At 68.1% G+C, this 22,543-nt stretch carries 34 protein-coding genes; 30 read left to right on the forward strand and 4 right to left on the reverse strand.

Annotation, left to right across the window (positions count from 1 at the left end):
* The first annotated feature begins 92 nt into the window (after positions 1-92).
* The gene (tuf, locus tag ABZX85_RS18715) at positions 93-1,286 is read left to right on the forward strand and encodes an elongation factor Tu (protein ID WP_355869288.1); all 1,194 of its coding nucleotides are present in this window, start codon (positions 93-95) and stop codon (positions 1,284-1,286) included.
* Positions 1,287-1,392: 106 nt separating this feature from the next.
* The gene (locus tag ABZX85_RS18720; RefSeq protein WP_355869291.1) at positions 1,393-2,523 is read left to right on the forward strand and encodes an acyltransferase; all 1,131 of its coding nucleotides are present in this window, start codon (positions 1,393-1,395) and stop codon (positions 2,521-2,523) included.
* Positions 2,524-2,790: 267 nt separating this feature from the next.
* On the opposite strand, the gene ABZX85_RS18725 is transcribed toward ABZX85_RS18720, so the two are convergent.
* The 3 genes from ABZX85_RS18725 to ABZX85_RS18735 form a co-directional block, all read right to left on the reverse strand.
* A complete protein-coding gene (locus ABZX85_RS18725; RefSeq protein ID WP_355869294.1) occupies positions 2,791-3,141 on the reverse strand; it encodes a hypothetical protein in 351 nt (116 codons plus the stop codon).
* Positions 3,054-3,920 (reverse strand): helix-turn-helix domain-containing protein, encoded by an 867-nt coding sequence (locus ABZX85_RS18730; protein WP_355869297.1) that lies wholly within the window; start codon positions 3,918-3,920, stop codon positions 3,054-3,056. The genes ABZX85_RS18725 and ABZX85_RS18730 overlap by 88 nt, the downstream gene beginning before the upstream one ends.
* Before the next feature lie 219 nt (positions 3,921-4,139).
* Positions 4,140-4,637, reverse strand: a complete 498-nt coding sequence (locus tag ABZX85_RS18735) for an ATP-binding protein (protein WP_355869299.1) — start codon at positions 4,635-4,637, stop codon at positions 4,140-4,142.
* A 159-nt stretch (positions 4,638-4,796) separates the two neighbouring features.
* Between ABZX85_RS18735 and ABZX85_RS18740 the strand changes: the two genes are divergently transcribed.
* A complete protein-coding gene (locus tag ABZX85_RS18740; protein ID WP_355869301.1) occupies positions 4,797-5,669 on the forward strand; it encodes a helix-turn-helix transcriptional regulator in 873 nt (290 codons plus the stop codon).
* Entirely contained in the window at positions 5,666-5,941 is a 276-nt protein-coding gene (locus ABZX85_RS18745) for a DUF397 domain-containing protein (protein ID WP_355869304.1), read from the forward strand. Before ABZX85_RS18740 ends, ABZX85_RS18745 begins: the two co-directional genes overlap by 4 nt.
* A 9-nt stretch (positions 5,942-5,950) precedes the next feature.
* On the opposite strand, the gene ABZX85_RS18750 is transcribed toward ABZX85_RS18745, so the two are convergent.
* Positions 5,951-6,136 carry a hypothetical protein gene (locus tag ABZX85_RS18750; RefSeq protein WP_355869307.1) on the reverse strand — a complete coding sequence of 62 codons (186 nt, stop codon included), beginning with the start codon at positions 6,134-6,136 and terminating at the stop codon, positions 5,951-5,953.
* 660 nt (positions 6,137-6,796) lie between these two features.
* Between ABZX85_RS18750 and ABZX85_RS18755 the strand changes: the two genes are divergently transcribed.
* The 26 genes from ABZX85_RS18755 to rplO all read left to right on the forward strand — a co-directional run bounded on the left by ABZX85_RS18755 (position 6,797) and on the right by rplO (position 22,525).
* On the forward strand, positions 6,797-7,183 hold the full coding sequence (locus ABZX85_RS18755) for a hypothetical protein (protein ID WP_355869310.1): 387 nt from the start codon (positions 6,797-6,799) through the stop codon (positions 7,181-7,183).
* A gap of 67 nt (positions 7,184-7,250) precedes the next feature.
* On the forward strand, positions 7,251-7,604 hold the full coding sequence (locus tag ABZX85_RS18760; protein ID WP_355869313.1) for a hypothetical protein: 354 nt from the start codon (positions 7,251-7,253) through the stop codon (positions 7,602-7,604).
* A 3-nt stretch (positions 7,605-7,607) separates the two neighbouring features.
* Positions 7,608-10,100, forward strand: a complete 2,493-nt coding sequence (locus ABZX85_RS18765; protein WP_355869316.1) for a caspase family protein — start codon at positions 7,608-7,610, stop codon at positions 10,098-10,100.
* Positions 10,097-11,470, forward strand: a complete 1,374-nt coding sequence (locus ABZX85_RS18770; protein ID WP_355869319.1) for an extracellular solute-binding protein — start codon at positions 10,097-10,099, stop codon at positions 11,468-11,470. The genes ABZX85_RS18765 and ABZX85_RS18770 overlap by 4 nt, the downstream gene beginning before the upstream one ends.
* Positions 11,471-11,557: 87 nt before the next feature.
* Complete coding sequence (locus tag ABZX85_RS18775) at positions 11,558-12,376, forward strand: hypothetical protein (RefSeq protein ID WP_355869322.1); 819 nt, start codon at positions 11,558-11,560, stop codon at positions 12,374-12,376.
* Positions 12,377-12,757: 381 nt separating this feature from the next.
* Positions 12,758-13,066, forward strand: coding sequence for a 30S ribosomal protein S10 (gene rpsJ / locus ABZX85_RS18780; RefSeq protein WP_003948644.1), 309 nt, complete (start codon positions 12,758-12,760; stop codon positions 13,064-13,066).
* Between the two features lie 18 nt (positions 13,067-13,084).
* The gene (gene rplC / locus ABZX85_RS18785) at positions 13,085-13,729 is read left to right on the forward strand and encodes a 50S ribosomal protein L3 (protein WP_005481233.1); all 645 of its coding nucleotides are present in this window, start codon (positions 13,085-13,087) and stop codon (positions 13,727-13,729) included.
* 7 nt (positions 13,730-13,736) lie between these two features.
* Positions 13,737-14,393 carry a 50S ribosomal protein L4 gene (gene rplD, locus ABZX85_RS18790; protein WP_355869324.1) on the forward strand — a complete coding sequence of 219 codons (657 nt, stop codon included), beginning with the start codon at positions 13,737-13,739 and terminating at the stop codon, positions 14,391-14,393.
* Positions 14,393-14,812, forward strand: a complete 420-nt coding sequence (rplW, locus tag ABZX85_RS18795) for a 50S ribosomal protein L23 (RefSeq protein WP_355869326.1) — start codon at positions 14,393-14,395, stop codon at positions 14,810-14,812. Before rplD ends, rplW begins: the two co-directional genes overlap by 1 nt.
* 38 nt (positions 14,813-14,850) lie before the next feature.
* Positions 14,851-15,687 carry a 50S ribosomal protein L2 gene (rplB, locus tag ABZX85_RS18800; RefSeq protein ID WP_355869329.1) on the forward strand — a complete coding sequence of 279 codons (837 nt, stop codon included), beginning with the start codon at positions 14,851-14,853 and terminating at the stop codon, positions 15,685-15,687.
* Between the two features lie 12 nt (positions 15,688-15,699).
* Positions 15,700-15,981 (forward strand): 30S ribosomal protein S19, encoded by a 282-nt coding sequence (rpsS, locus tag ABZX85_RS18805; protein ID WP_010986346.1) that lies wholly within the window; start codon positions 15,700-15,702, stop codon positions 15,979-15,981.
* Between the two features lie 43 nt (positions 15,982-16,024).
* The gene (rplV, locus tag ABZX85_RS18810; protein ID WP_055718839.1) at positions 16,025-16,372 is read left to right on the forward strand and encodes a 50S ribosomal protein L22; all 348 of its coding nucleotides are present in this window, start codon (positions 16,025-16,027) and stop codon (positions 16,370-16,372) included.
* Positions 16,372-17,199, forward strand: a complete 828-nt coding sequence (gene rpsC, locus ABZX85_RS18815; RefSeq protein ID WP_355869333.1) for a 30S ribosomal protein S3 — start codon at positions 16,372-16,374, stop codon at positions 17,197-17,199. Before rplV ends, rpsC begins: the two co-directional genes overlap by 1 nt.
* 5 nt (positions 17,200-17,204) lie before the next feature.
* Positions 17,205-17,624 (forward strand): 50S ribosomal protein L16, encoded by a 420-nt coding sequence (gene rplP, locus ABZX85_RS18820; protein ID WP_355869336.1) that lies wholly within the window; start codon positions 17,205-17,207, stop codon positions 17,622-17,624.
* Entirely contained in the window at positions 17,624-17,848 is a 225-nt protein-coding gene (gene rpmC / locus ABZX85_RS18825) for a 50S ribosomal protein L29 (RefSeq protein WP_003974259.1), read from the forward strand. Before rplP ends, rpmC begins: the two co-directional genes overlap by 1 nt.
* Complete coding sequence (gene rpsQ / locus ABZX85_RS18830) at positions 17,848-18,135, forward strand: 30S ribosomal protein S17 (RefSeq protein WP_009327090.1); 288 nt, start codon at positions 17,848-17,850, stop codon at positions 18,133-18,135. Before rpmC ends, rpsQ begins: the two co-directional genes overlap by 1 nt.
* A gap of 101 nt (positions 18,136-18,236) precedes the next feature.
* On the forward strand, positions 18,237-18,605 hold the full coding sequence (gene rplN, locus ABZX85_RS18835) for a 50S ribosomal protein L14 (RefSeq protein ID WP_055718836.1): 369 nt from the start codon (positions 18,237-18,239) through the stop codon (positions 18,603-18,605).
* A gap of 2 nt (positions 18,606-18,607) precedes the next feature.
* The gene (gene rplX / locus ABZX85_RS18840) at positions 18,608-18,931 is read left to right on the forward strand and encodes a 50S ribosomal protein L24 (RefSeq protein WP_355869341.1); all 324 of its coding nucleotides are present in this window, start codon (positions 18,608-18,610) and stop codon (positions 18,929-18,931) included.
* Positions 18,931-19,488 (forward strand): 50S ribosomal protein L5, encoded by a 558-nt coding sequence (rplE, locus tag ABZX85_RS18845; RefSeq protein WP_355869344.1) that lies wholly within the window; start codon positions 18,931-18,933, stop codon positions 19,486-19,488. Before rplX ends, rplE begins: the two co-directional genes overlap by 1 nt.
* Before the next feature lie 5 nt (positions 19,489-19,493).
* The gene (locus ABZX85_RS18850) at positions 19,494-19,679 is read left to right on the forward strand and encodes a type Z 30S ribosomal protein S14 (RefSeq protein ID WP_003956452.1); all 186 of its coding nucleotides are present in this window, start codon (positions 19,494-19,496) and stop codon (positions 19,677-19,679) included.
* A 214-nt stretch (positions 19,680-19,893) separates the two neighbouring features.
* Positions 19,894-20,292 (forward strand): 30S ribosomal protein S8, encoded by a 399-nt coding sequence (rpsH, locus tag ABZX85_RS18855; protein WP_030788259.1) that lies wholly within the window; start codon positions 19,894-19,896, stop codon positions 20,290-20,292.
* 24 nt (positions 20,293-20,316) lie between these two features.
* Positions 20,317-20,856, forward strand: coding sequence for a 50S ribosomal protein L6 (rplF, locus tag ABZX85_RS18860; protein ID WP_355869347.1), 540 nt, complete (start codon positions 20,317-20,319; stop codon positions 20,854-20,856).
* A gap of 3 nt (positions 20,857-20,859) precedes the next feature.
* Positions 20,860-21,243: a 50S ribosomal protein L18 gene (gene rplR, locus ABZX85_RS18865; protein WP_010354226.1), complete on the forward strand. Its 384-nt coding sequence runs from the start codon at positions 20,860-20,862 to the stop codon at positions 21,241-21,243.
* 36 nt (positions 21,244-21,279) lie between these two features.
* Positions 21,280-21,885 carry a 30S ribosomal protein S5 gene (rpsE, locus tag ABZX85_RS18870; protein WP_355869350.1) on the forward strand — a complete coding sequence of 202 codons (606 nt, stop codon included), beginning with the start codon at positions 21,280-21,282 and terminating at the stop codon, positions 21,883-21,885.
* Complete coding sequence (gene rpmD, locus ABZX85_RS18875) at positions 21,885-22,067, forward strand: 50S ribosomal protein L30 (RefSeq protein WP_005313525.1); 183 nt, start codon at positions 21,885-21,887, stop codon at positions 22,065-22,067. The genes rpsE and rpmD overlap by 1 nt, the downstream gene beginning before the upstream one ends.
* Before the next feature lie 2 nt (positions 22,068-22,069).
* Entirely contained in the window at positions 22,070-22,525 is a 456-nt protein-coding gene (rplO, locus tag ABZX85_RS18880) for a 50S ribosomal protein L15 (RefSeq protein WP_055718833.1), read from the forward strand.
* Positions 22,526-22,543 lie beyond the last annotated feature (18 nt).

Here is a 22,543-nt window from a genome sequence, read left to right on the forward strand (position 1 = left end):
CGGTGGTAAGGCCCGGGGCCCGGGACCCAACAGCAAAGATCACCTGGCGCCGATGAATCCAAGGCGTACAGAACCACTTCAGGAGGACCCCAGTGGCGAAGGCGAAGTTCGAGCGGACTAAGCCGCACGTCAACATCGGCACCATCGGTCACATCGACCACGGTAAGACGACCCTCACGGCCGCCATTACCAAGGTGCTGCACGACGCGTACCCGGACCTGAACGAGGCCACCGCGTTCGACAACATCGACAAGGCGCCGGAAGAGCGCCAGCGTGGTATCACCATCTCCATCGCGCACGTCGAGTACCAGACCGAGGCGCGTCACTACGCCCACGTCGACTGCCCCGGTCACGCGGACTACATCAAGAACATGATCACGGGTGCCGCGCAGATGGACGGCGCGATCCTGGTCGTGGCCGCCACCGACGGCCCGATGCCGCAGACGAAGGAGCACGTCCTCCTGGCCCGCCAGGTCGGCGTCCCCTACATCGTCGTCGCGCTGAACAAGGCCGACATGGTGGACGACGAGGAGATCCTGGAGCTCGTCGAGCTCGAGGTCCGTGAGCTCCTCTCCGAGTACGAGTTCCCGGGCGACGACCTTCCGGTCGTCCAGGTCTCCGCGCTCAAGGCCCTTGAGGGCGACGAGAAGTGGGCCGGCACCGTCCTCGACCTGATGAAGGCCGTCGACGAGAACATCCCGCAGCCCGAGCGTGACGTCGACAAGCCGTTCCTGATGCCGATCGAGGACGTCTTCACGATCACCGGTCGTGGCACCGTCGTCACCGGTCGTATCGAGCGTGGTGTCCTCAAGGTCAACGAGACCGTCGACATCATCGGCATCAAGACCGAGAAGACCACCACCACGGTCACCGGTATCGAGATGTTCCGCAAGCTGCTCGACGAGGGCCAGGCCGGTGAGAACGTCGGTCTGCTCCTCCGTGGCATCAAGCGCGAGGACGTCGAGCGCGGCCAGGTCATCATCAAGCCGGGTTCGGTCACGCCGCACACCGACTTCGAGGCCACGGCGTACATCCTGTCCAAGGACGAGGGTGGCCGTCACACGCCGTTCTTCAACAACTACCGTCCCCAGTTCTACTTCCGTACGACGGACGTGACTGGCGTTGTGACCCTCCCCGAGGGCACCGAGATGGTCATGCCGGGCGACAACACCGACATGACGGTGGCGCTGATCCAGCCCATCGCCATGGAGGAGGGCCTCAAGTTCGCCATCCGTGAGGGTGGTCGTACCGTGGGCGCCGGCCAGGTCACCAAGATCACGAAGTGATCTTGAGCTGCCTGTAGCTCTCTGAGGGGACCCGTACGACTTCGGTCGTACGGGTCTTCTTCTTTTGTTCACCCGGGGTTATGTGTGCTCCGTAGGGTGAGCGCCGATGACTGGCCTGACCTTCACTCAGCGTTCACGGGTGCCGTTGAGCGGTCCGCTCGATCCGGACCGTCCCCGCCCCCGGCTCTACGTTCTCGACGGGCTGCGGCTTCTCGCCGCGCTGTTCGTCGCGCTGCACCACTTCGCGGGGACCGCGCGCGCGGACCGGCCCGGCAATCTGATCTGGGGGCGGCCCGTCTCCGAGATCATGCCGGACGTGTTCCGGGTGGCCTCGTACGGCTGGATCGGCGTCGAGATCTTCTTCGTCATCAGCGGGTTCGTGATCTGTATGTCCTGCTGGGGGCGGACGCCCCGGCAGTTCTTCGTCTCCCGGGTGATCCGGCTGTACCCCGCGTACTGGTTCGCCGTCCTCTTCACGACCGGGGTCCTCGCGGCGTTCCCCGGGGTGTGGGAGCGGCTCGAACCCCGGGACGTCATGCTGAACCTGACGATGCTTCAGTCCGGGGCCGGGGTCGCGAATGTCGACGGGGTGTACTGGACGCTCTGGGCCGAACTCCGGTTCTATCTCCTCTTCCTGGTCGTGGTCGCGTTCGGGCTGACGTACCGCCGTGTCGTGCTGTTCTGCTGCGTCTGGGGGGCCGCGGCGATGCTGGCGCCTTCCGCCGGGTCGCCCTTGTTCATGCTCGTCGCGAACCCCTCCGGAGCCTGGTACTTCATCGCCGGGCTCGCGCTCTACCTCATGTACCGCTTCGGCCAGGACCTCCTCCTGTGGGGCATCCTCGGGATGGCCTGGCTCATGGGGCAGAAGGAGATCGGGACGCGGATCGACACGGTCGAGGGGGTGTCCGGGTGGCGGGGCGCGGTCCTCATCTTCACCGTGTTCCTGTTGGTGATGGTCGCGATCGCGCGGGGGAAGCTGGACTGGGTACGGGGGCGGTGGCTCGTCACCGCCGGGGCCATGACGTATCCCCTCTACCTGCTGCACTACGCCGCCGGTACGACGCTGATCAGCCGGCTCCGCGACGACATGGACGCGCGCCTCGTGATCGTCGTGGTGCTGGCCGGGTTCCTGACGGTCAGCTGGGGCGTCCACCGAGCGGTGGAACGGCCGTTGGCCGGGGTGATCAAGCGGGGGTTGGAGGGGGCGTTCTTGCGGGTCAAGGGGGTTGGGGGCTGAGGGGCACGGGGGTGAGTTGAGGGGGCGCCGGGCTGAGGGGAGCGCCGAGCTGTGGGGGTTGAGGGGCTTCGGGGTCGAGAGAGCGCCGGGCCGAAGGGCTTCGGTGTCGAGCCGGGGGCGGTGACGTTTCGATCGTCTTTGAAATGCGTGACCCTCGTCCCTGGGTACGGGAGGCTGGGGGGCACCGGTACGCGCACCGGGGGTGGGGCGGCGGCGCCGGTGGGGACGGGGGTTCCACCGGCGCGGTCGCCCCTTTGTGCGCGGGGGTCACTGGTCGTACAGGGGGAGGTCCTCCGTGGAGATCGTCCAGTCGACGATCGTGACGTCGTCGGGGTTTCCCGTGTGGGCGACGGTGTCTTCCGGGAGTCGTGCGTCGAGGCGTCTGCGGAGGCGGGTGAGGGTGAGTTCGTGGCGGCCGGAGGGGTCTCGGAGGTCGTGGACGATGCCCTCGCGGGTGATTTCGAAGGTACCGGGGATGGTGTCGTCGATGGAGTCGACGGTGTTGCGCAGCGCCCGGTAGCGGTGGGGGGTCAGGCGGCCTCCGCGTGTTCGGTGGGGCGGCAGTCGCGGCAGTGGGAGCCCTGGGGGGCTCTGATGGCGCGGTCGCAGGATTCGCACGGGGTGAGGGGGTGTCGGCGGGGCGGGGCCGGGGGGAGTGGGGGAGGGAGGTGTTCGGTGAGGCGGTGGGCCAGGAGGGCTGGGGCGTGGTGGAGGGGGGTGGGGAGGGTCGTCGTCAGGGCGGTGTGGATTCTCTGGAGGGGGACGCCCCGTTCGAGCCAGGTGGCGACCGCAGGGGTGAGGGCGGCGACGTCCTTGCGGCGGAGCAGGAGGCGGGCGTCGGTGAGGTGGAGGGTGGTGAGGAGGATCTCGGCGGACTCGTTGTGCTCGGGGTCGTCCGTGGTGGGGGTGGGGAGCGGGGGGCTTGGTTTGGGGGGTGTGGGGGGTGTGGGAGGTTCCGACGCGCTGTGGGGCTCAGGCGTGTTCGGGGGTTGCGGTGCCGGGGGACGGGGCTTGCGCGGGGGGTCCGGGGTGGGGGGTACGGGCGGACGCGTGCCCGGGTTGTTGTACGACACCGTCCTGGTCACGACGTGGCCCGACGCGAGGCGTTGGTGTACGCGGCGCAGGTACCCGTGAGTCTCCAGCTCCCGCAGGGCGCGCGCGATGCGGACCTCTCCCTCGTCGAACTTCCCGTTGAGGGTCTTGATGTCGACGCGGGTGCCGGTGGGGAGCGACTGGATGTGGGCCGCGAGGCCGATCGCCGTGAGGCTCAAGTCCGTGTGCTGCGCGAGGTGGTTGCCGATCACCGTGAAGTGGGAACGGTGGGGGGTGTTGGCGTGGGTGACACCTTGCGGGGCGAATTCGGTGGGGAGGGGGAGAGCGTGGGCGTGCGGGGGCACGCTAAGGTCTTCATCAGCCATCGGGAAGGTCTTGCTTCCTAGGTGGTCAGGCCCTCGTCCGGGATTCCGAGTCCCGGCGGGGGCCGACTTGTCGTGTGGTGCGTTCGAGTTGCCGCGAGCATACGACCGACCGCTTTTGCGATGTCAAGCTTTGCGGAGAGCTTCGCCTTCGGGCCGTGGGGGACGGAGGGGGTTTGGAGAGGTACTTTCCCCCGGTACTTACTGGTGGTTGACCTCGCGTCGGACCGAACTCCTGCCCACCGCCCCGTCGTTCACCGGTACGGCGTTCCCCGCGAGCCGGTCGCCGCGGAGGCCGATCTCCGCCCACACGGTCTTCCGGGGGGTCGGCCCGAACGCCACTCCCCACCGCTCCGTCATCGCCTCGACCAACGCCAGCCCCCGCCCCGACTCGCCGTCCTCGATGGGGGGTTGGTGACGGGGGACGCGGTCGTCGCGGGTGTCGGTGACCTCCAGGCGGAGGGTGTCGCCGGTGACGTACATGGCGACCCGAAAGTCTCTGCCGGGGACCCGGCCGTGCGTGGCCGCGTTGTTCGCCAGCTCGGCGATGACCTGTTGCGCCGGGTACAACGGGAGTCCCCAGCAGCGGAGTTGTTCCGTGACGAGCAGTCGGGCGAGGCGGGCGCCCCTGCGGGTGGGGGAGAGTTGGACGGCGAAGGTGCGGGCGGGGATGGGGGTTTGGGGAGATCCATCGTTCATGTCACCCAGGGTGGCGGTGGGTGGCTACCGTTATCGGCTACTTCCCGACTGCGTACGGTGACTGTCTTGGCGCTGTCTAGTGGCGTCTAGGGGGTCTAGGGCGTTGCTTGGGTACCTGGCGTCGCGAGGAGGGCGCTGCGCGGAGTGGAAGGGCGGGCCATGACGGAGAACGTTCAGCAGGTCAACGAGGGCGAGGAGGAGCCGGGTTGGGCTCCTGACCCCGACGACGAGTGGGGGCTCGCGGTACTGGAGACCGCCGGCCGTCAGATCAAGAAGTGGCGCGAGCTGCGGAAGATGCGGGCGGTGCAGTTCGGGAGGCTGGTCAACTACAGCGAGGACATGATCTACAAGATCGAACGGGGCGAGCGGATTCCGGCGCGGCTGGACTTCTATGACCGGGCGGACGAGGCGCTGGACGCCGGGGGGATGATCGCGGAGCTGAAGGAGAACGTGCAGAAGGTTCGGTACCCGAAGAAGGTGCGGGACTTGGGGAAGATGGAGGGGGCGGCCGTCGAGATCGGGGTGTACGAGAACAACATCGTTCCTGGGCTGTTGCAGACGCCTGTGCACGCGGAAGCCCTTCTGCGGGCCTTCAAGCCGACCTACTCGGAGAAGGACGTGGAGCGGCTGCTGGCGGCGCGTATGGCTCGCAAGTCGGTCTTCGAACGGAAACCTGCGCCTTCCATGCACTTCGTGGTGGAAGAGGCGCCGCTGCGCCGTCGGGTTGGGGGCACAATGGCCTGGAAGCGGCAGCTCGAACACCTGCTGGAGGTGGCGTGCTTGGACTTCGTCACCCTTCAGGTCATGCCGACCAACAGCGACCCTCATCCGGGCCTGGACGGCAGGATGGAGCTGTTGAAGTTCACCGATGGCGCAGTGGCGGCTCGTGCCGACGGCCTCTTTTACGGGCGACCCACCAAGGAAGCGAAACAACTCCGCATCATCGAACTGCAATATGGCACGATCCGAGCGTTGGCCCTCTCGCCTCGGGAGTCGTTGGCCTTCATCGAACAACTGCTGGGAGAAACATGATCCGCAAGGCCCTCGCCGGTGACCTCCCCGAACTGGCGTGGTTCAAAAGCAGCTACAGCGGCGGCACCAACGGAGAGTCCTGTGTCGAGGTCGCCCTGAACTGGTTCAAGAGCACCTACAGCGACGGCCCCAACGGCGAGAACTGCATCGAAATCGCCACCACCCCCACCTGCGTCCACATCCGCGACTCCAAACTGCCGGCCACCAGTCCCGTCTTCCAGGTCACCCCCACCACCTGGACCACCTTCATCACCCACACCACCTCCCACTGAACGGCCCGTTCAGATCTTGAGGATCTCGACGGCGGGTCCGCGGAGCGGGCCGAGGTCCTCCGGGTCGGACGTGAGCAGCGCGGCGGCGCGTACGCCGTCCTCCGAGGCGGCCTGGACGAGGGCCATGACGGTGCGGTCCTTGAGGTACAGCTTCGAGAGGCCCTCGACTCCGCCGGGCCCGACTGCTCGATCCACCAGTTCCGAACCCCTGACGGCGGCGAAGTCGGACGGCCTGATCGAACGACCCGCATTGGACATGACTGATGCCGCAAAAGCCGTCGACGTACGTCGAGTTGGGTTACTCCGATGACTTCGGTCTCACCGGCCTGACCGAGCGATTGTGTTCCCCGGGGCGGCTTGCCGTCGGCCTTCTGGCCGCTCGGCCGGTGGGCCACGGCATGAGTGTCCGCAAGGGTGACGGAGGAGCGGTACGAGCGGTATCAGGTGATCGGTGAGCGGTTCGGGTACGGGGAGTATCACGTCGACGAGGTTGAAGATCTTGTCCGGTAGACCGTGTCGTGGGAAGTGGGCTGTATGACCTATGAAGAGCCGCGGCACATGCTCGTCCAGGACCGGGGTGGGGAGTCTCCGCTGTATGCGGCACGTGAAGGCGGGTGGTGGGCTGAGCGTGTGGAGGCGTTCGGGGTCGGTGTTCGGCTGGACGACAGAGGGCTTGCGCTGCCCGCGGATCTGGTCGGTGCGTTGCGGGACCGGTCGTTGGTTCGCTCGGTGGAGGGCTTGGGGGTCTCTCAGCGTCTCGCTCGGCATCTTGGCCCGTCCTGGGCGGTCCGGTACTAGGACGAAAGGCACCGTCAGATCAAGTGGCTGTGCTGGAGTTGCGACCGTCTGCACTGGATGCGCGATCCGCACGACAGCCCACCACTGCCCCTCGACATCACTGTCGAGGGGGAGTTCCAGTACGGTCCGCTGCGGGCCGACGGGTTCGGGGACTTCTTCCCGGACGATCCCGCTGCCGGGCTGTACCTGCCGGACGACCTCGTCGCCGGTCTCTACGCGTGGGCGGGGAGCGTCGACGCCACGGTCAACCTGGACCTGCGTGACCGGGTGGAGGGCAAGTACGCCTCGGTGTGGGACCGGCTGTTCCGGGAAGGGGCGGAACTGGCGCGGCGGGTGGCGCGTGAAGTCGGTCCCGGGCGGATCGTGACCTATAAGGGCACGGTCAACGGCGGTCTGGCCGGGCTCACATCAGTCGCGTGGCAGGGCGACCGGCAGTTGTGGTGAGGTTCCGTTTTGGTGGTTGTGTCCAAAGACTCCCCCTGCCCATGGACCCGGTGCCATCATGAGGCGTATGGCTGACGGGGAAGCAGGGGCCGGATCGGGTGTGCGGGTTCGGTTGGACGGGAGTCGGGGCGACGTCGGGGCGTTGAAGGCGTGGCTGGAGCGGGAGGAGCCGTTGGGGAGGCTGGTGCGGGAGGGGAAGTTGAGGATCGAGGAGCGCGCCCGTGGGGGTGAGGGGCGCGAACATATGGGGTTCGAGCTGGAGTTGGTGTTGCAGTTGGTGGAGGGGGCGGTGGCCACCGGGACGTTGTTGGGGTGGACCAAACGGTCCGTCGACTCGTGGAAGGAGAATCGGCGGCACGTGGAGCGGGGCACCGCGCTCCCTGATCCGCGCGTCGAGCCGTTGGAACCCGACCAGGAATAGCCCGTGAGCGGCTTCGACCCGCGCGGCAAGGTCAACCGGGCGCTGATCGTCGGCGTGTCCGAGTACGACCACACCCGGGCGGACGGCGACGAGGACGGCGTGGCCGGGCACCTGGCGGCCGTACGGCACAACCGCAAGGGGCTCGGCGATGTCCTGCGCCACGGCGGGGTGTTCGGGCCCGACGAGGTGAGCGTGTACGCCTCACCCTCCCAGGACGACTTCTCCGACGCGCTCCACCGAGCCACCCGGGACGCCCGAGGGCTGCTGCTCTTCTACTTCGCCGGACACGGCATCGTCTCGACGTCCGGCGACGAACTCTTCCTCCAGGCCCGCAACGCCCGCATGGTCCGCGGCAAGGGCGACGCCTTCTCCGGCGCCGTCCGCTTCAGCGACGTCCTCGCCGAACTCGCCGCGAGCCGCGCCGAACGCGTGATGGTGATCCTGGACTGCTGCTACGCGGGCAACGCGGCCGGCATCTGGCACCGCCTCGACGACCACCGGCGCCGCCGCGAGATCCTGCTGCTGATGAGCGTCCAGTCCAACCGCCTCATCGACCCGGGCGACCACAGCGGACCCACCCCGTTCACCCATGAACTGATCCAAGTCATGGGCGGGGGAGGGGCGTTGTGGCTGTCGGCGGTGTACGAAGGGCTGAAGGAACGGATGCGGGCGGCGGCCGTCCCCACGCTCTCCAAGGACGTCCAGGCACCGCAGGCCGAGTGGGAGCAGGGCGAGGACGTCCTGCTGGGCGCGACCGGCCGCCCCGAACCGGCAGGTCCCCCGCGAGCGGCCCCGCGCCGAGGCCCCCTCGGACACGGCCGGCGCCTCGCCCTCCGCGGCACCCCCGCCGTCCGCCTCGCCCTCACCCTCCTCCTCGCCCTCGCCGCCACCGCGACCGGCGCCCTCGCCGTACTCGCCGACGACGACGAGACCTGCGCCCCGCCCCTGCACCTGCGCCTCCTCACCGACCCCGACCTCGAACCCGCCCTCACCGCCGCCGCGAACACCTACACCGCCTCCGACGCCAACTCCCCCGACGGGTGCAGGAGAAGCGGCATCGGCGTGTACAGCGCCCGCTCCGCCGACGTCGTCACCGCCCTGCGCGACCGCACCGACTACTGGCAGCGCCCGCTCCCCAACGACGACCCGCAGCGGGACGTCGGCCCCCAGCCGGACATCTGGATTCCCGCCACCCGCGCCGACCTCGACCGCGTCCAGCCCGAACGCGACGACCGCACGTTCGCCCATCTCACCCCGGTCGGCGGCCCGTTGGCCTATTCGCCGCTCGTCCTCGCCGTCCCCGGCACGAACGTCGGCGCCCGCACCGGCCGCTCCCTCGCCCGCACGGTCGCCGACTTCGAGGCCGCCGACGACACCGACGGCGCCGAAGTCCGGCGCCCCGACCCGGACTTCACGGACGCCGCGCTCCTCGCGACCGCGGGACTGTACGCCGAGTCGGCCGACGCCCGCAGCGCCGAGCACAAGGTCGCCTACCCCGGCCAACCCGCCCGTACCGCCGCCGAATTGCTGTGCGGCGACGACAAGAACGCCGTCCTCGTACCGGAGTTCGCCCTCGGCGGTGACTGTCCCGGCGGCGGCTGGACCTCCCGTACCGCCCTCTACCCCGACGACGTCCCCGGCCTCGCCCCCGCGTTCGTCCGCGTCACCTGGGAGGACGGCGACCGGGACGCCGAGGCGCGCGCAGGCGAGGTGGAGCGGTTCCGGCGCTGGCTGACCGGGCCGGACGGGCAGGGCGTGCTCGGCGCGCACGGCTTCCGCGCGCCGACGGAACTCGGCCGGCTGCTCGGCGCGACCCCGCCCGGCGTGCTGCCCGACCCCGGGGTGCCCGCGCGGTTCGCCGAGGCGTCCGCGATGAACTCCACACTGGACCGCTACCGCAACTCCCGTGGTCCCGGGCAGGTGTTGTTCCTGCTCGACAGCTCCGGGTCCATGGACAACCTCTGGCAGGGGCCGAGCGGCGGGCCCAGCCTGCTCCAGCAGTCGCTGGTCGGGCTCGACGAGAAGAAGGACCAGTACGGGGTGTGGGCGGTCGCCGGGACCGCGCCCGGCCGCACCCACACCGAGCTGCTGCCGTTCGCCTCGCACAGACGGGCCGACGCCGAACGGGCCCTGACCGCCGCCCAGAAGGCGGGGGTCAAGGACGCCGAGGCCGATCCCTTCCGGGCGCTGCGGGACGCGCTGGAGTTCATGAGGCAGCAGGGCACCGACAGCCAACGGCCCCGGCTGATCGTCTACTTGACCGACGACGAGGACAACAACCGGCTGGCGGGACGGGACTTGGACGAACTGCTCGGGCTGGCCCGGGGGACGGGCGTCCCGGTGACCATGGTGTCGCTGGTGACCGGCGGGTGCGAGGCGGGACGGGCCGACGCGGTCGTCTCCGTCGCCTCGGAGGGGCGCTGTCTGGACCCCGGGGACGATCTGGGGGCGGCCCTGCGGGACGAGGTCGCGCGGACCGGGACGGGGGAGAAATGACGACAGGCAGCGGCGGAGTGCCGCACCCGGCGCGGGCGCGCTCGTCAACTCGCCTGCGCCTCACCGCCGTTCTCCTCACCCTCACCACCCTCGCCGCCCTCTCCGGCTGCACCACCGCCGCCCCCGACGCCGGCCCGCCCGATCGGGAACCCCGGCGGATCGTCGTCGCGAGCGGGCGGGACGTCACCGACGGTATCCGGCAGCGGCTGATCGACGCGTGGAACGCCCGGCAGGGGGCGGACGGCTACCAGGCGAGGCTGGTCGAGCTGCCCGGCTCGGCGGACCAGCAACGCAGCCAGCTGCTGGGCGCGTTGCAGTCGGGAAGCGCCTCGTACGACGTCGTCAACCTCGATGTGACGTGGGTACCGGAGTTCGCCGCGGCCAAGCTCGTCCAGCCGCTCCCGGAGAACGCCGTCACCGACGTGCGGGATCTCGTCGGGGCCGTGGACGAGACGTCGTTCTGGGCGGGGAAGCGGTACGCGGTGCCGTTCAACAGCGACGTCGGGCTGCTGTACTACCGGCGCGACCAGGTGGGGGAGCTGCGCGCCGGGGCCGGCTGGGACGACGTACTGGGGGCGATCGACAAGCTGAGCCGGCAGCGGCCACGCGGCTGGGAGGCGGGGTGGACCACCCAACTCGCCCCGTACGAAGGGCGGACCGTCAACGCGGTCGAGGCGTTCGCCAGCGCCGTCGAAGGGCTGCGCATCACCGACGAGCACGGCGTGTACCGGGCCACCGAGGGCCAACTGGAGAAGGGCGTCGCGGAGTTGCGCCGGCGGACGTCGTCCGCGTACGTCCTCGGGCACGCCTACACCTCCTACGAGGGCGACTCCCTCAGCGACTTCACCCAGGGGAAGACCTCGTTCCTGCGCAACTGGCCCTACGCCTACCCGGCGTTGTACGAGACCTTCAAGGGGAACCTCGGGGTGGCGCCGCTCCCCGGCAAGGCCGTCCTCGGCGGCCAGAACCTCGCGATGACCCGCCCCGGCTCCAGCGAGAAGGCCGCCAAGACCGTCGACCTGATCCGCTTCCTGACCGACGCCGACAGCGAACGCTGCCTCCTCCAGGCCGGGTTCGCGGCGACCCGGGCCTCCGCCTACGACGAGGCGTCCCGCTGCACGCACGTCGACATGACCGGCGGCGAGGCAGGCGCGGGCACCGCCTCCCAACAGCCCCCGCACCAGATCCACTTCACCCGCGACATCCTCCTCCCCGCCCTGCGCACCGCCGTCCAACGCCCCCGCACCCCCCTCTACGGCGCCGTCACCCAGACCATCACCGACAAACTCGCCCCCCTCTTCGACCCCCGAGCCGACACCTCCGACGTCGCCAGGGCCCTGCACGAGGCACTACGCCGCGAACTGCCCTGAGGGACAGGAGAGTTCGGCGGTGTCGGTGCGGGTCGTGCCGAAGGCTAGGCTTCGACCGTCTTGTTCGAATTCGGCGGAGGGAATCGGGTGGGGGCAGGCAGATGGGGTGCCGTGACGGCGGCGCTGGTGGGGGTGTCGGTGGTGAACGTGCCGGCCGCGCACGCGGCGGACACCGGGGTCGCGGTCACGGGGCTCGTGATCAACGGAGGGAAGCCGATCGTGGTCGGCACGCGGGGGGAGCTGGAGGTCCCCGCCAGGTTCGCCGCGAACCTGCCCGCCAAGTACGACCTCGCCAAGACGAAGATGTCGGTGTACCCCTTTCTGTATCGGGGTGACCTGAAGAAGGCGGCCGACACCCGCAAGAACTTCATGGGCGGACGCGGCTCCCTGTACTGGCAGTACGAGAACGGGCCCAGGAAGTGGCGGTACGAGGGGACCTTCCTGGTCGAGCCGAACCGGAAGTGGGGCGAGATCGACTCCAACGCCGACGCCACCACCTGGAAGGTCGGTGTGCACATCCTGCTGATCAAGAAGGGAGGCGGCTACATCGAGGAGTACGAGACACGGCGGGCGACCGTCGCCGTCAAGCGTGCCTCGAAGGTCACCGGCGCCGCCGCTCCCGGCACGGTCGACAAGGGGAAGAAGATCTCCGTCACCGGCGATCTGACCCGGGTGAACTGGGACACGATGAAGACCGGCGCATACGGCGCCCGCGACGTCAGTCTCCAGTTCCGGGCCGTCGACGCGACCTCGTTCAAGACCGTCAAGGCCGTGCGGACCACCTCGGCCGGGGCGTTGAAGACGACCGTCAACGCGTCCGTCGACGGGTTCTACCGCTGGGTGTACGCCGGTGACGCGGCCACCGCCGCGGCCACGAGCGCCGCCCTGTACGTCGACGTCCGCTGACATCCCCAGTTTGAGGTCCGTCACTCCCGGGGTATGCTCCCCGACCCGATTGGCGGACCAGACCCCCCGTATGGCAGACTAGCGGGGTTGCTCGGTCGAGTGTTGATGCTGTGCGCCTCCCGCCGGGAGGACCGGAAGCGAGTCCCACAGTACTCGTCGCCTTAACTGCCCAGAAGGGCAGCGCTGGGGCGGACGTACGGGAATCTTTCGGGAAGCGCGGTGCGGCACCGGCCAGGAGCTCGGTGGAAATCCTCGTTGAGTGGATGGTTCCCGTATGGGGACTTTTTGTCGGCGAGGGCGCGACACGCCCGACCGCGTGGGTCGGAGCGGGGAGCAGGAACACCGGGTTCCGGAGCGAAGAGACAGGACTACTGAGTAGCCATGGCGGGACAGAAGATCCGCATCCGGCTCAAGGCCTACGACCACGAGGTCATCGACTCCTCGGCGAAGAAGATCGTCGAGACGGTGACCCGCACTGGTGCGTCGGTCGCGGGCCCGGTGCCGCTGCCCACTGAGAAGAACGTGTACTGCGTCATCAAGTCGCCGCACAAGTACAAGGACTCGCGCGAGCACTTCGAGATGCGCACGCACAAGCGCCTGATCGACATTCTCGACCCGACGCCGAAGACCGTTGACTCTCTGATGCGACTCGACCTCCCGGCCGGTGTCGACATCGAGATCAAGCTCTGAAGGCCGGTGATCTGAGTAATGGCTAAGCAGATCAAGGGCATCCTGGGCGAGAAGCTCGGCATGACGCAGGTGTGGGACGAGAACAACCGTGTTGTTCCGGTCACCGTCGTCAAGGCCGGCCCCAACGTCGTCACCCAGGTCCGTACGAACGACGTCGACGGCTACGAGTCGGTCCAGATCGCCTTCGGCGAGATCGACCCGCGCAAGGTGAACAAGCCCCTCAAGGGCCACTTCGCCAAGGCCGACGTCACCCCCCGTCGCCACCTCGTCGAGATCCGCACCGCGGACGCCTCCGAGTACACGCTGGGCCAGGAGATCTCCGCCGAGGTCTTCGAGGCGGGCGTGAAGGTCGACGTCACCGGCAAGAGCAAGGGCAAGGGCTTCGCCGGTGTCATGAAGCGTCACAACTTCAAGGGCCTCGGCGCCGGTCACGGCACCCAGCGCAAGCACCGCTCGCCCGGTTCCATCGGTGGCTGCGCCACCCCGGGCCGCGTGTTCAAGGGCCTCCGCATGGCGGGTCGCATGGGCAACGAGCGCGTCACCACCCAGAACCTGACCGTCCACGCCGTTGACGCGGAGAAGGGTCTGCTGCTCATCAAGGGCGCTGTCCCCGGTCCGAACGGCGGCCTCGTCCTGGTCCGCACCGCGGCCAAGGGGGCCTGAGGTACCGATGAGCACTGTTGACATCCTTTCGCCTGCCGGCGAGAAGACCGGAAGCGTCGAACTCCCCGCGGAGATCTTCGGCGTGGAGAAGGTCAGCATCCCGCTGATCCACCAGGTCGTCGTCGCGCAGAACGCGGCTGCCCGCCAGGGCACGCACAAGACCAAGACCCGTGGCGAAGTCCGTGGTGGTGGCAAGAAGCCTTACCGCCAGAAGGGCACCGGCCGCGCCCGTCAGGGCTCGACCCGCGCGCCGCAGTTCGCCGGCGGTGGCGTCGTGCACGGCCCCCAGCCGCGCGACTACTCGCAGCGGACGCCCAAGAAGATGAAGGCCGCGGCCCTGCGCCACGCCCTCACCGACCGGGCCCGCCACAACCGCATCCACGTCGTCACCGGCGTGATCGAGGGCGAGACCCCGTCCACGAAGGCCGCCAAGACGCTGTTCGGCAAGATCTCGGAGCGCAAGAACCTGCTCCTGGTCGTCGACCGCGCCGACGAGGCCGCGTGGCTGTCCGCCCGCAACCTGCCCCAGGTGCACATCCTGGAGCCGGGCCAGCTGAACACGTACGACGTGATCGTTTCGGACGACGTGGTCTTCACCCAGGCCGCGCTTGAGTCCTTCGTGTCCGGCCCGAAGGCCAATGACATCGAAGGGACTGAGGTCTGATGGCCATCCGTCACCCCTCCATCGCGCCCAAGGCCGCCAAGGCCGCGAAGGCCGCGCGCGTCGCCAAGGCGAAGCGCCACGAGGCCGAGGGCAAGAACACCGTCGTCACCCCGGTCAGCAAGTCGTTCACGGACCCCCGTGACGTGCTGCTGAAGCCGGTCGTGTCGGAGAAGAGCTACGCGCTCCTCGACGAGGGCAAGTACACGTTCATCGTCGCGCCGGGCTCCAACAAGACCCAGATCAAGCAGGCCGTCCAGGCGGTCTTCTCGGTCAAGGTCACCGGGGTCAACACGATCAACCGCCAGGGCAAGCGCAAGCGCACCAAGACCGGTTTCGGTAAGCGTGCCGACAGCAAGCGCGCGATCGTGACCCTGGCCGAGGGCGACCGTATCGACATCTTCGGCGGTCCGACCGCTTAAGCGGGTCGGATCGTCCGATATCGGACGAGGACTGAGAAATGGGAATCCGCAAGTACAAGCCGACTACGCCGGGCCGTCGTGGCTCCAGCGTCGCCGACTTCGTCGAGGTCACGCGGTCCACGCCGGAGAAGTCGCTGGTCCGCCCGCTGCACAGCAAGGGCGGTCGTAACAACTCCGGTCGTGTGACCGTTCGCCACCAGGGTGGCGGACACAAGCGCGCCTACCGCGTGATCGACTTCCGTCGTCACGACAAGGACGGCGTGCCGGCGAAGGTCGCGCACATCGAGTACGACCCCAACCGCACCGCGCGCATCGCGCTGCTGCACTACGCGGACGGCGAGAAGCGCTACATCCTCGCCCCGCGCAACCTCCAGCAGGGCGACCGCGTCGAGAACGGTGCCGGGGCCGACATCAAGCCCGGCAACAACCTGGCGCTCCGCAACATCCCGGTCGGTACCACGATCCACGCGATCGAGCTCCGTCCCGGTGGCGGCGCCAAGTTCGCCCGCTCCGCCGGCACCTCCGTGCAGCTGCTCGCGAAGGAGGGCTCGATGGCCCACCTCCGCATGCCGTCCGGGGAGATCCGCCTGGTCGACCAGCGCTGCCGCGCCACGGTCGGCGAGGTCGGCAACGCCGAGCAGTCGAACATCAACTGGGGCAAGGCCGGCCGTAAGCGCTGGTTGGGCGTCCGCCCGACCGTGCGTGGTGTGGCGATGAACCCGGTCGACCACCCGCACGGTGGTGGTGAGGGCAAGACCTCCGGTGGTCGCCACCCGGTCAGCCCGTGGGGTCAGAAGGAAGGTCGTACTCGTTCGCCCAAGAAGGCGTCGAACAAGTACATCGTCCGCCGCCGCAAGACGAACAAGAAGCGCTAGGAGCGGGTTTAGATGCCGCGCAGTCTCAAGAAGGGGCCCTTCGTCGACGACCACCTGATCAAGAAGGTGGACGCCCAGAACGAAGCCGGTTCCAAGAACGTCATCAAGACCTGGTCCCGTCGCTCCATGATCATCCCGGCGATGCTCGGGCACACGATCGCGGTGCACAACGGCAAGACCCACATCCCGGTGTTCGTCACCGAGTCGATGGTCGGCCACAAGCTCGGCGAGTTCTCGCCGACGCGCACCTTCCGGGGTCACGTCAAGGACGACCGGAAGTCGAAGCGCCGCTAAGCGCGGATCGCATCAGACACGTAAGTAACTGAGAGGGACAACCATGGAAGCCAGGGCCCAGGCGCGGTACATCCGCGTCACGCCCATGAAGGCCCGCCGCGTGGTGGACCTTATCCGTGGCATGGACGCCACGGAGGCTCAGGCGGTCCTGCGATTCGCCCCGCAGGCCGCTTCCGAGCCCGTCGGCAAGGTGCTGGACAGCGCCATCGCCAACGCCGCTCACAACTACGACCACACGGACGCCACGTCGCTGTTCATCAGCGAGGCGTACGTCGACGAGGGCCCGACCCTGAAGCGGTTCCGGCCGCGCGCCCAGGGCCGTGCCTACCGGATTCGCAAGCGGACCAGCCACATCACCGTGGTCGTCAGCAGCAAGGAAGGAACCCGGTAATGGGCCAGAAGGTCAACCCGCATGGGTTCCGGCTCGGCATCACCACGGACTTCAAGTCCCGGTGGTACGCCGACAAGCTGTACAAGGACTACGTCAAGGAAGACGTCGCCATCCGTCGGATGATGACGTCCGGCATGGAGCGCGCCGGCATCTCGAAGGTGGAGATCGAGCGCACCCGTGACCGTGTCCGTGTGGACATCCACACCGCTCGCCCCGGCATCGTCATCGGCCGCCGCGGCGCCGAGGCCGACCGTATCCGCGGTGACCTGGAGAAGCTGACCGGCAAGCAGGTCCAGCTGAACATCCTCGAGGTCAAGAACCCGGAGACGGACGCTCAGCTGGTGGCCCAGGCCGTCGCCGAGCAGCTCTCCTCCCGCGTCTCCTTCCGTCGGGCCATGCGCAAGAGCATGCAGTCCGCCATGAAGGCCGGCGCCAAGGGCATCAAGATCCAGTGCGGTGGCCGTCTCGGCGGCGCCGAGATGTCCCGCTCGGAGTTCTACCGCGAGGGCCGTGTGCCCCTGCACACGCTCCGCGCGAACGTGGACTACGGCTTCTTCGAGGCCAAGACGACCTTCGGCCGCATCGGTGTGAAGGTCTGGATCTACAAGGGCGACGTCAAGAACATCGCCGAGGTCCGTGCCGAGAACGCCGCCGCCCGCGCGGGCAACCGCCCGGCGCGCGGTGGCGCGAACGACCGCCCGGCCCGTGGTGGCCGCGGTGGCGAGCGGCGCGGCCGTAAGCCGCAGTCGGCTGCCGGCGCCGAGGCCCCCGTGGCCGAGGCTCCCGCCGCCGCTCCGGCTGCCGAGAGCACCGGAACGGAGAGCTGACCGACATGCTGATCCCCCGTAGGGTCAAGCACCGCAAGCAGCACCACCCCAAGCGGGACGGCGCTGCCAAGGGCGGCACCCAGGTGTCGTTCGGCGAGTACGGCATCCAGGCCCTCACCCCGGCGTACGTGACGAACCGGCAGATCGAGTCCGCTCGTATCGCCATGACCCGTCACATCAAGCGTGGCGGCAAGGTCTGGATCAACATCTACCCGGACCGTCCCCTCACCAAGAAGCCCGCCGAGACCCGCATGGGTTCCGGTAAGGGTTCCCCGGAGTGGTGGATCGCCAACGTCAAGCCCGGACGCGTGATGTTCGAGCTGTCGTACCCCAACGAGAAGATCGCCCGTGAGGCGCTGACGCGTGCGGCCCACAAGCTGCCGATGAAGTGCCGGATCGTCAAGCGCGAGGCAGGTGAAGCGTGATGTCGGCCGGTACCAAGGCGTCCGAGCTGCGCGAGCTGGGCAACGAGGAGCTTCTCGCGAAGCTCCGCGAGGCCAAGGAAGAGCTGTTCAACCTCCGCTTCCAGGCGGCGACGGGTCAGCTCGAGAACCACGGTCGGCTCAAGGCCGTCCGTAAGGACATCGCGCGGATCTACACCCTGATGCGTGAGCGCGAGCTGGGCATCGAGACGGTGGAGAGCGCCTGATGAGCGAGAACAACGTGACCGAGCAGACCGCAGAGGCCCGCGGCTTCCGCAAGACCCGTGAGGGTCTCGTCGTCAGCGACAAGATGGACAAGACCGTCGTCGTCGCCGTCGAGGACCGCGTCAAGCACGCGCTGTACGGCAAGGTCATCCGCCGTACGAACAAGCTCAAGGCCCACGACGAGCAGAACGCCGCCGGCGTCGGCGACCGCGTCCTCCTGATGGAGACCCGGCCGCTGTCCGCCACGAAGCGGTGGCGCGTCGTCGAGATTCTCGAAAAGGCCAAGTAATCACTCCTGCGGGGCATTCCTCGCAGGACGGTTCCGCCAGGCTCCGCAGGGGCCTCATCTGAGGCCCCTGCGGGGAACCGGCAGACACACAGGAGATAGACGTGATCCAGCAGGAGTCGCGACTGCGCGTCGCCGACAACACGGGAGCGAAGGAAATTCTTTGCATCCGTGTGCTCGGTGGCTCCGGTCGCCGCTACGCGGGCATCGGTGACGTCATCGTTGCCACCGTCAAGGACGCGATCCCCGGCGGCAACGTGAAGAAGGGCGACGTCGTCAAGGCGGTCGTCGTGCGCACCGTCAAGGAGCGTCGTCGTCCGGACGGCTCGTACATCCGCTTCGACGAGAACGCCGCCGTCATTCTGAAGAACGACGGCGACCCTCGCGGCACCCGTATCTTCGGCCCGGTCGGCCGTGAGCTGCGCGAGAAGAAGTTCATGAAGATCATCTCGCTCGCGCCGGAGGTGCTGTAAGCATGAAGATCAAGAAGGGCGACCTGGTCCAGGTCATCACCGGTAAGGACAAGGGCAAGCAGGGCAAGGTCATCGCGGCCTTCCCCCGCGAGGACCGCGTCCTGGTCGAGGGTGTCAACCGGGTCAAGAAGCACACCAAGGCCGGTCCGACGGCCAAGGGTTCGCAGGCCGGCGGCATCGTCACGACCGAGGCTCCGATCCACGTCTCCAACGTCCAGCTGGTCGTGGAGAAGGACGGCAAGAAGGTCGTCACGCGGGTCGGTTTCCGCTTCGACGACGAGGGCAACAAGGTTCGCGTTGCCAAGCGGACGGGTGAGGACATCTGATGGCTACCACCACGACCCCGCGTCTCAAGACGAAGTACCGCGAGGAGATCGCGGGCAAGCTGCGTGACGAGTTCAAGTACGAGAACGTCATGCAGATCCCCGGCCTCGTCAAGATCGTGGTCAACATGGGTGTGGGCGACGCCGCCCGCGACTCCAAGCTGATCGAGGGCGCCATCCGCGACCTCTCCACGATCACCGGCCAGAAGCCGCAGGTCACCAAGGCCCGTAAGTCCATCGCGCAGTTCAAGCTGCGTGAGGGCCAGCCGATCGGTGCCCACGTCACGCTCCGTGGCGACCGCATGTGGGAGTTCCTGGACCGCACCCTGTCGCTCGCGCTCCCGCGCATCCGCGACTTCCGCGGCCTGTCCCCCAAGCAGTTCGACGGCCGTGGCAACTACACCTTCGGTCTCACGGAGCAGGTCATGTTCCACGAGATCGACCAGGACAAGATCGACCGTGTCCGGGGTATGGACATCACCGTGGTCACCACGGCGACCAACGACGCTGAGGGCCGCGCGCTCCTTCGTCACCTCGGCTTCCCCTTCAAGGAGGCGTGAGCGAGATGGCGAAGAAGGCTCTGATCGCTAAGGCTGCCCGCAAGCCCAAGTTCGGTGTGCGCGCGTACACCCGCTGCCAGCGCTGCGGTCGTCCGCACTCCGTGTACCGCAAGTTCGGCCTGTGCCGTGTGTGCCTTCGTGAGATGGCTCACCGCGGCGAGCTGCCGGGCGTGACCAAGAGCTCCTGGTAGTCCCGTACTTCGGGATTCCAGAGGCTCTCGGTAAGCACTGGGCGTGTCAGGCGCCCACCTCTCCATGGCTTAGGCTTGGGGGGTTGGGCGCCTGACAGTCGCCCGATACGACTTACTACGCCGTAGGTCCCCGCACCGCACCCGTCCCGCCATCGAGCGGGGAGAGGGATGGCGCATACAGGAAACCCCGGCGAGAGAGGCCGAAGGCCAATTCATGACCATGACTGACCCGATCGCAGACATGCTGACCCGTCTGCGGAACGCGAACTCGGCGTATCACGATTCCGTGACCATGCCGGCTTCGAAGATCAAGTCGCACATCGCGGAGATCCTCCAGCAGGAGGGCTTCATCACGGGCTGGAAGGTCGAGGACGCCGAGGTCGGCAAGAACCTCACCCTCGAGCTCAAGTTCGGCCCGAACCGTGAGCGCTCCATCGCGGGCATCAAGCGGATCTCCAAGCCCGGTCTCCGGGTGTACGCGAAGTCCACCTCCCTGCCGAAGGTGCTGGGCGGCCTCGGCGTGGCGATCATCTCCACGTCGCACGGGCTCCTCACCGACAAGCAGGCCGGCAAGAAGGGCGTGGGTGGGGAAGTCCTCGCCTACGTCTGGTAGCAGAAGGGAACGGAGGAAACAGCTATGTCGCGTATCGGCAAGCTCCCCATCGCGGTTCCCGCCGGCGTGGACGTCACCATCGACGGCCGCACGGTGCAGGTCAAGGGCCCCAAGGGCGAGCTGACCCACACCGTCGCAGCTCCGATCGACATCGCCAAGGGTGAGGACGGCGTGCTGAACGTCACCCGCCCCAACGACGAGCGTCAGAGCAAGGCCCTGCACGGCCTGTCCCGCACGCTGGTGGCGAACATGATCACCGGCGTGACCCAGGGTTACGTGAAGAAGCTCGAAATCAGCGGTGTCGGTTACCGTGTGGCCGCCAAGGGCACGAGCCTCGAGTTCGCGCTCGGCTACAGCCACCCGATCGTCGTCGAAGCGCCCGAGGGCATCACCTTCAAGGTGGAGAACCCGACCCGCTTCCAGGTCGAGGGCATCGACAAGCAGAAGGTCGGCGAGGTTGCGGCCAACATCCGCAAGCTGCGCAAGCCCGACCCGTACAAGGCCAAGGGCGTCAAGTACGAGGGCGAAGTCATCCGCCGCAAGGTCGGAAAGGCGGGTAAGTAAGCCATGGCATACGGACAGAAGATCCTGAAGGGCGACGCCTACAAGCGCGCCGCGATCAAGCGCCGTCACCTGCGCATCCGCAAGCGGATCAACGGTACGGAAGAGCGTCCCCGTCTGGTCGTTACCCGCTCGAACCGCCACATCGTGGCCCAGGTGATCGACGACCTCAAGGGTCACACCCTTGCGTCGGCGTCCACCCTGGACACCTCGATCCGCGGTGGCGAGGGCGACAAGTCGGCACAGGCCAAGCAGGTCGGCGCCCTGGTCGCCGAGCGTGCCAAGGCCGCCGGTGTCGAGGCCGTGGTCTTCGACCGTGGCGGCAACCAGTACGCCGGGCGCATCGCCGCCCTGGCGGACGCCGCCCGCGAAGCCGGGCTCAAGTTCTGAGCCGCTCGTAGCTAGCGGAAAGAGAGAGGTAATCCAATGGCTGGACCCCAGCGCCGTGGAAGCGGTGCCGGTGGCGGCGAGCGGCGGGAACGCAAGGGCCGTGACGGCGGCGCTGCTGCCGCCGAGAAGACCGCGTACGTAGAGCGCGTCGTCGCGATCAACCGTGTCGCCAAGGTTGTCAAGGGTGGTCGTCGCTTCAGCTTCACCGCGCTGGTCGTGGTGGGCGACGGTGACGGCACCGTGGGTGTCGGTTACGGCAAGGCCAAGGAGGTGCCGGCCGCCATCGCCAAGGGTGTTGAGGAGGCCAAGAAGCACTTCTTCAAGGTCCCCCGTATCCAGGGCACCATCCCTCACCCCATCCAGGGTGAGAAGGCGGCCGGCGTCGTTCTCCTGAAGCCGGCTTCCCCCGGTACCGGCGTTATCGCCGGTGGCCCGGTGCGTGCCGTCCTGGAGTGCGCCGGTATCCACGACGTGCTGTCGAAGTCGCTCGGCTCCGACAACGCGATCAACATCGTCCACGCGACGGTGGAGGCCCTCAAGGGTCTTCAGCGTCCGGAGGAGATCGCGGCTCGCCGTGGCCTCCCCCTGGAGGACGTCGCCCCCGCGGCTCTGCTGCGGGCGCGTGCGGGAGCGGGTGTCTGATGGCCCGCCTCAAGATCACGCAGACGAAGTCCTACATCGGCAGCAAGCAGAACCACCGTGACACCCTGCGTTCGCTCGGGCTCAAGCGCCTGAACGACGTGGTCGTCAAGGAGGATCGTCCCGAGTTCCGCGGCATGGTGCACACCGTCCGCCACCTCGTGACGGTCGAGGAGGTCGACTGATCATGGCGGAGAACAGCCCGCTCAAGATCCACAACCTCCGTCCGGCCCCCGGCGCCAAGACCGCGAAGACCCGTGTCGGTCGTGGTGAGGCGTCGAAGGGTAAGACGGCCGGTCGTGGCACCAAGGGCACCAAGGCCCGTTACCAGGTTCCGGAGCGCTTCGAGGGTGGCCAGATGCCCCTCCACATGCGTCTCCCGAAGCTCAAGGGCTTCAAGAACCCGTTCAAGACCGAGTTCCAGGTCGTGAACCTCGACAAGCTGGCCGCGCTCTACCCCGAGGGTGGCGAGGTCACCGTCGAGGGTCTGGTGGCCAAGGGTGCCGTTCGCAAGAACAGCCTCGTCAAGGTCCTCGGCCAGGGTGAGATCTCGGTGGCGCTCCAGGTGACGGTCGACGCCGTCTCCGGGTCCGCCAAGGAGAAGATCACCGCCGCCGGCGGCACGGTCACCGAGCTCGTCTGAGTATTCGGCTCAACGGCA

The organism is Streptomyces sp. NPDC004539 (assembly GCF_040610055.1).
Taxonomy (GTDB): Bacteria; Actinomycetota; Actinomycetes; order Streptomycetales; family Streptomycetaceae; genus Streptomyces.

Coding starts and splice junctions, on each gene's coding strand:
- ABZX85_RS18740 (WP_355869301.1), top strand. CDS start 4,797: ATGACGGAGAACGTTCAGCAGGTCAACGAGGGCGAGGAGGAGCCGGGT.
- rplR (WP_010354226.1), top strand. CDS start 20,860: ATGGCATACGGACAGAAGATCCTGAAGGGCGACGCCTACAAGCGCGCC.
- ABZX85_RS18760 (WP_355869313.1), top strand. CDS start 7,251: ATGGCTGACGGGGAAGCAGGGGCCGGATCGGGTGTGCGGGTTCGGTTG.
- rplC (WP_005481233.1), top strand. CDS start 13,085: ATGGCTAAGCAGATCAAGGGCATCCTGGGCGAGAAGCTCGGCATGACG.
- rpsS (WP_010986346.1), top strand. CDS start 15,700: ATGCCGCGCAGTCTCAAGAAGGGGCCCTTCGTCGACGACCACCTGATC.
- rplV (WP_055718839.1), top strand. CDS start 16,025: ATGGAAGCCAGGGCCCAGGCGCGGTACATCCGCGTCACGCCCATGAAG.
- rplO (WP_055718833.1), top strand. CDS start 22,070: ATGGCGGAGAACAGCCCGCTCAAGATCCACAACCTCCGTCCGGCCCCC.
- rplE (WP_355869344.1), top strand. CDS start 18,931: ATGGCTACCACCACGACCCCGCGTCTCAAGACGAAGTACCGCGAGGAG.
- rpmD (WP_005313525.1), top strand. CDS start 21,885: ATGGCCCGCCTCAAGATCACGCAGACGAAGTCCTACATCGGCAGCAAG.
- ABZX85_RS18770 (WP_355869319.1), top strand. CDS start 10,097: ATGACGACAGGCAGCGGCGGAGTGCCGCACCCGGCGCGGGCGCGCTCG.
- rplP (WP_355869336.1), top strand. CDS start 17,205: ATGCTGATCCCCCGTAGGGTCAAGCACCGCAAGCAGCACCACCCCAAG.
- rpsC (WP_355869333.1), top strand. CDS start 16,372: ATGGGCCAGAAGGTCAACCCGCATGGGTTCCGGCTCGGCATCACCACG.
- rplD (WP_355869324.1), top strand. CDS start 13,737: ATGAGCACTGTTGACATCCTTTCGCCTGCCGGCGAGAAGACCGGAAGC.
- rplB (WP_355869329.1), top strand. CDS start 14,851: ATGGGAATCCGCAAGTACAAGCCGACTACGCCGGGCCGTCGTGGCTCC.
- rplW (WP_355869326.1), top strand. CDS start 14,393: ATGGCCATCCGTCACCCCTCCATCGCGCCCAAGGCCGCCAAGGCCGCG.
- ABZX85_RS18720 (WP_355869291.1), top strand. CDS start 1,393: ATGACTGGCCTGACCTTCACTCAGCGTTCACGGGTGCCGTTGAGCGGT.
- ABZX85_RS18745 (WP_355869304.1), top strand. CDS start 5,666: ATGATCCGCAAGGCCCTCGCCGGTGACCTCCCCGAACTGGCGTGGTTC.
- ABZX85_RS18850 (WP_003956452.1), top strand. CDS start 19,494: ATGGCGAAGAAGGCTCTGATCGCTAAGGCTGCCCGCAAGCCCAAGTTC.
- rpsJ (WP_003948644.1), top strand. CDS start 12,758: ATGGCGGGACAGAAGATCCGCATCCGGCTCAAGGCCTACGACCACGAG.
- rplF (WP_355869347.1), top strand. CDS start 20,317: ATGTCGCGTATCGGCAAGCTCCCCATCGCGGTTCCCGCCGGCGTGGAC.
- rplX (WP_355869341.1), top strand. CDS start 18,608: ATGAAGATCAAGAAGGGCGACCTGGTCCAGGTCATCACCGGTAAGGAC.
- rpsQ (WP_009327090.1), top strand. CDS start 17,848: ATGAGCGAGAACAACGTGACCGAGCAGACCGCAGAGGCCCGCGGCTTC.
- rpsE (WP_355869350.1), top strand. CDS start 21,280: ATGGCTGGACCCCAGCGCCGTGGAAGCGGTGCCGGTGGCGGCGAGCGG.
- rpmC (WP_003974259.1), top strand. CDS start 17,624: ATGTCGGCCGGTACCAAGGCGTCCGAGCTGCGCGAGCTGGGCAACGAG.
- ABZX85_RS18755 (WP_355869310.1), top strand. CDS start 6,797: ATGCGCGATCCGCACGACAGCCCACCACTGCCCCTCGACATCACTGTC.
- rpsH (WP_030788259.1), top strand. CDS start 19,894: ATGACCATGACTGACCCGATCGCAGACATGCTGACCCGTCTGCGGAAC.
- ABZX85_RS18735 (WP_355869299.1), bottom strand. CDS start 4,637: ATGAACGATGGATCTCCCCAAACCCCCATCCCCGCCCGCACCTTCGCC.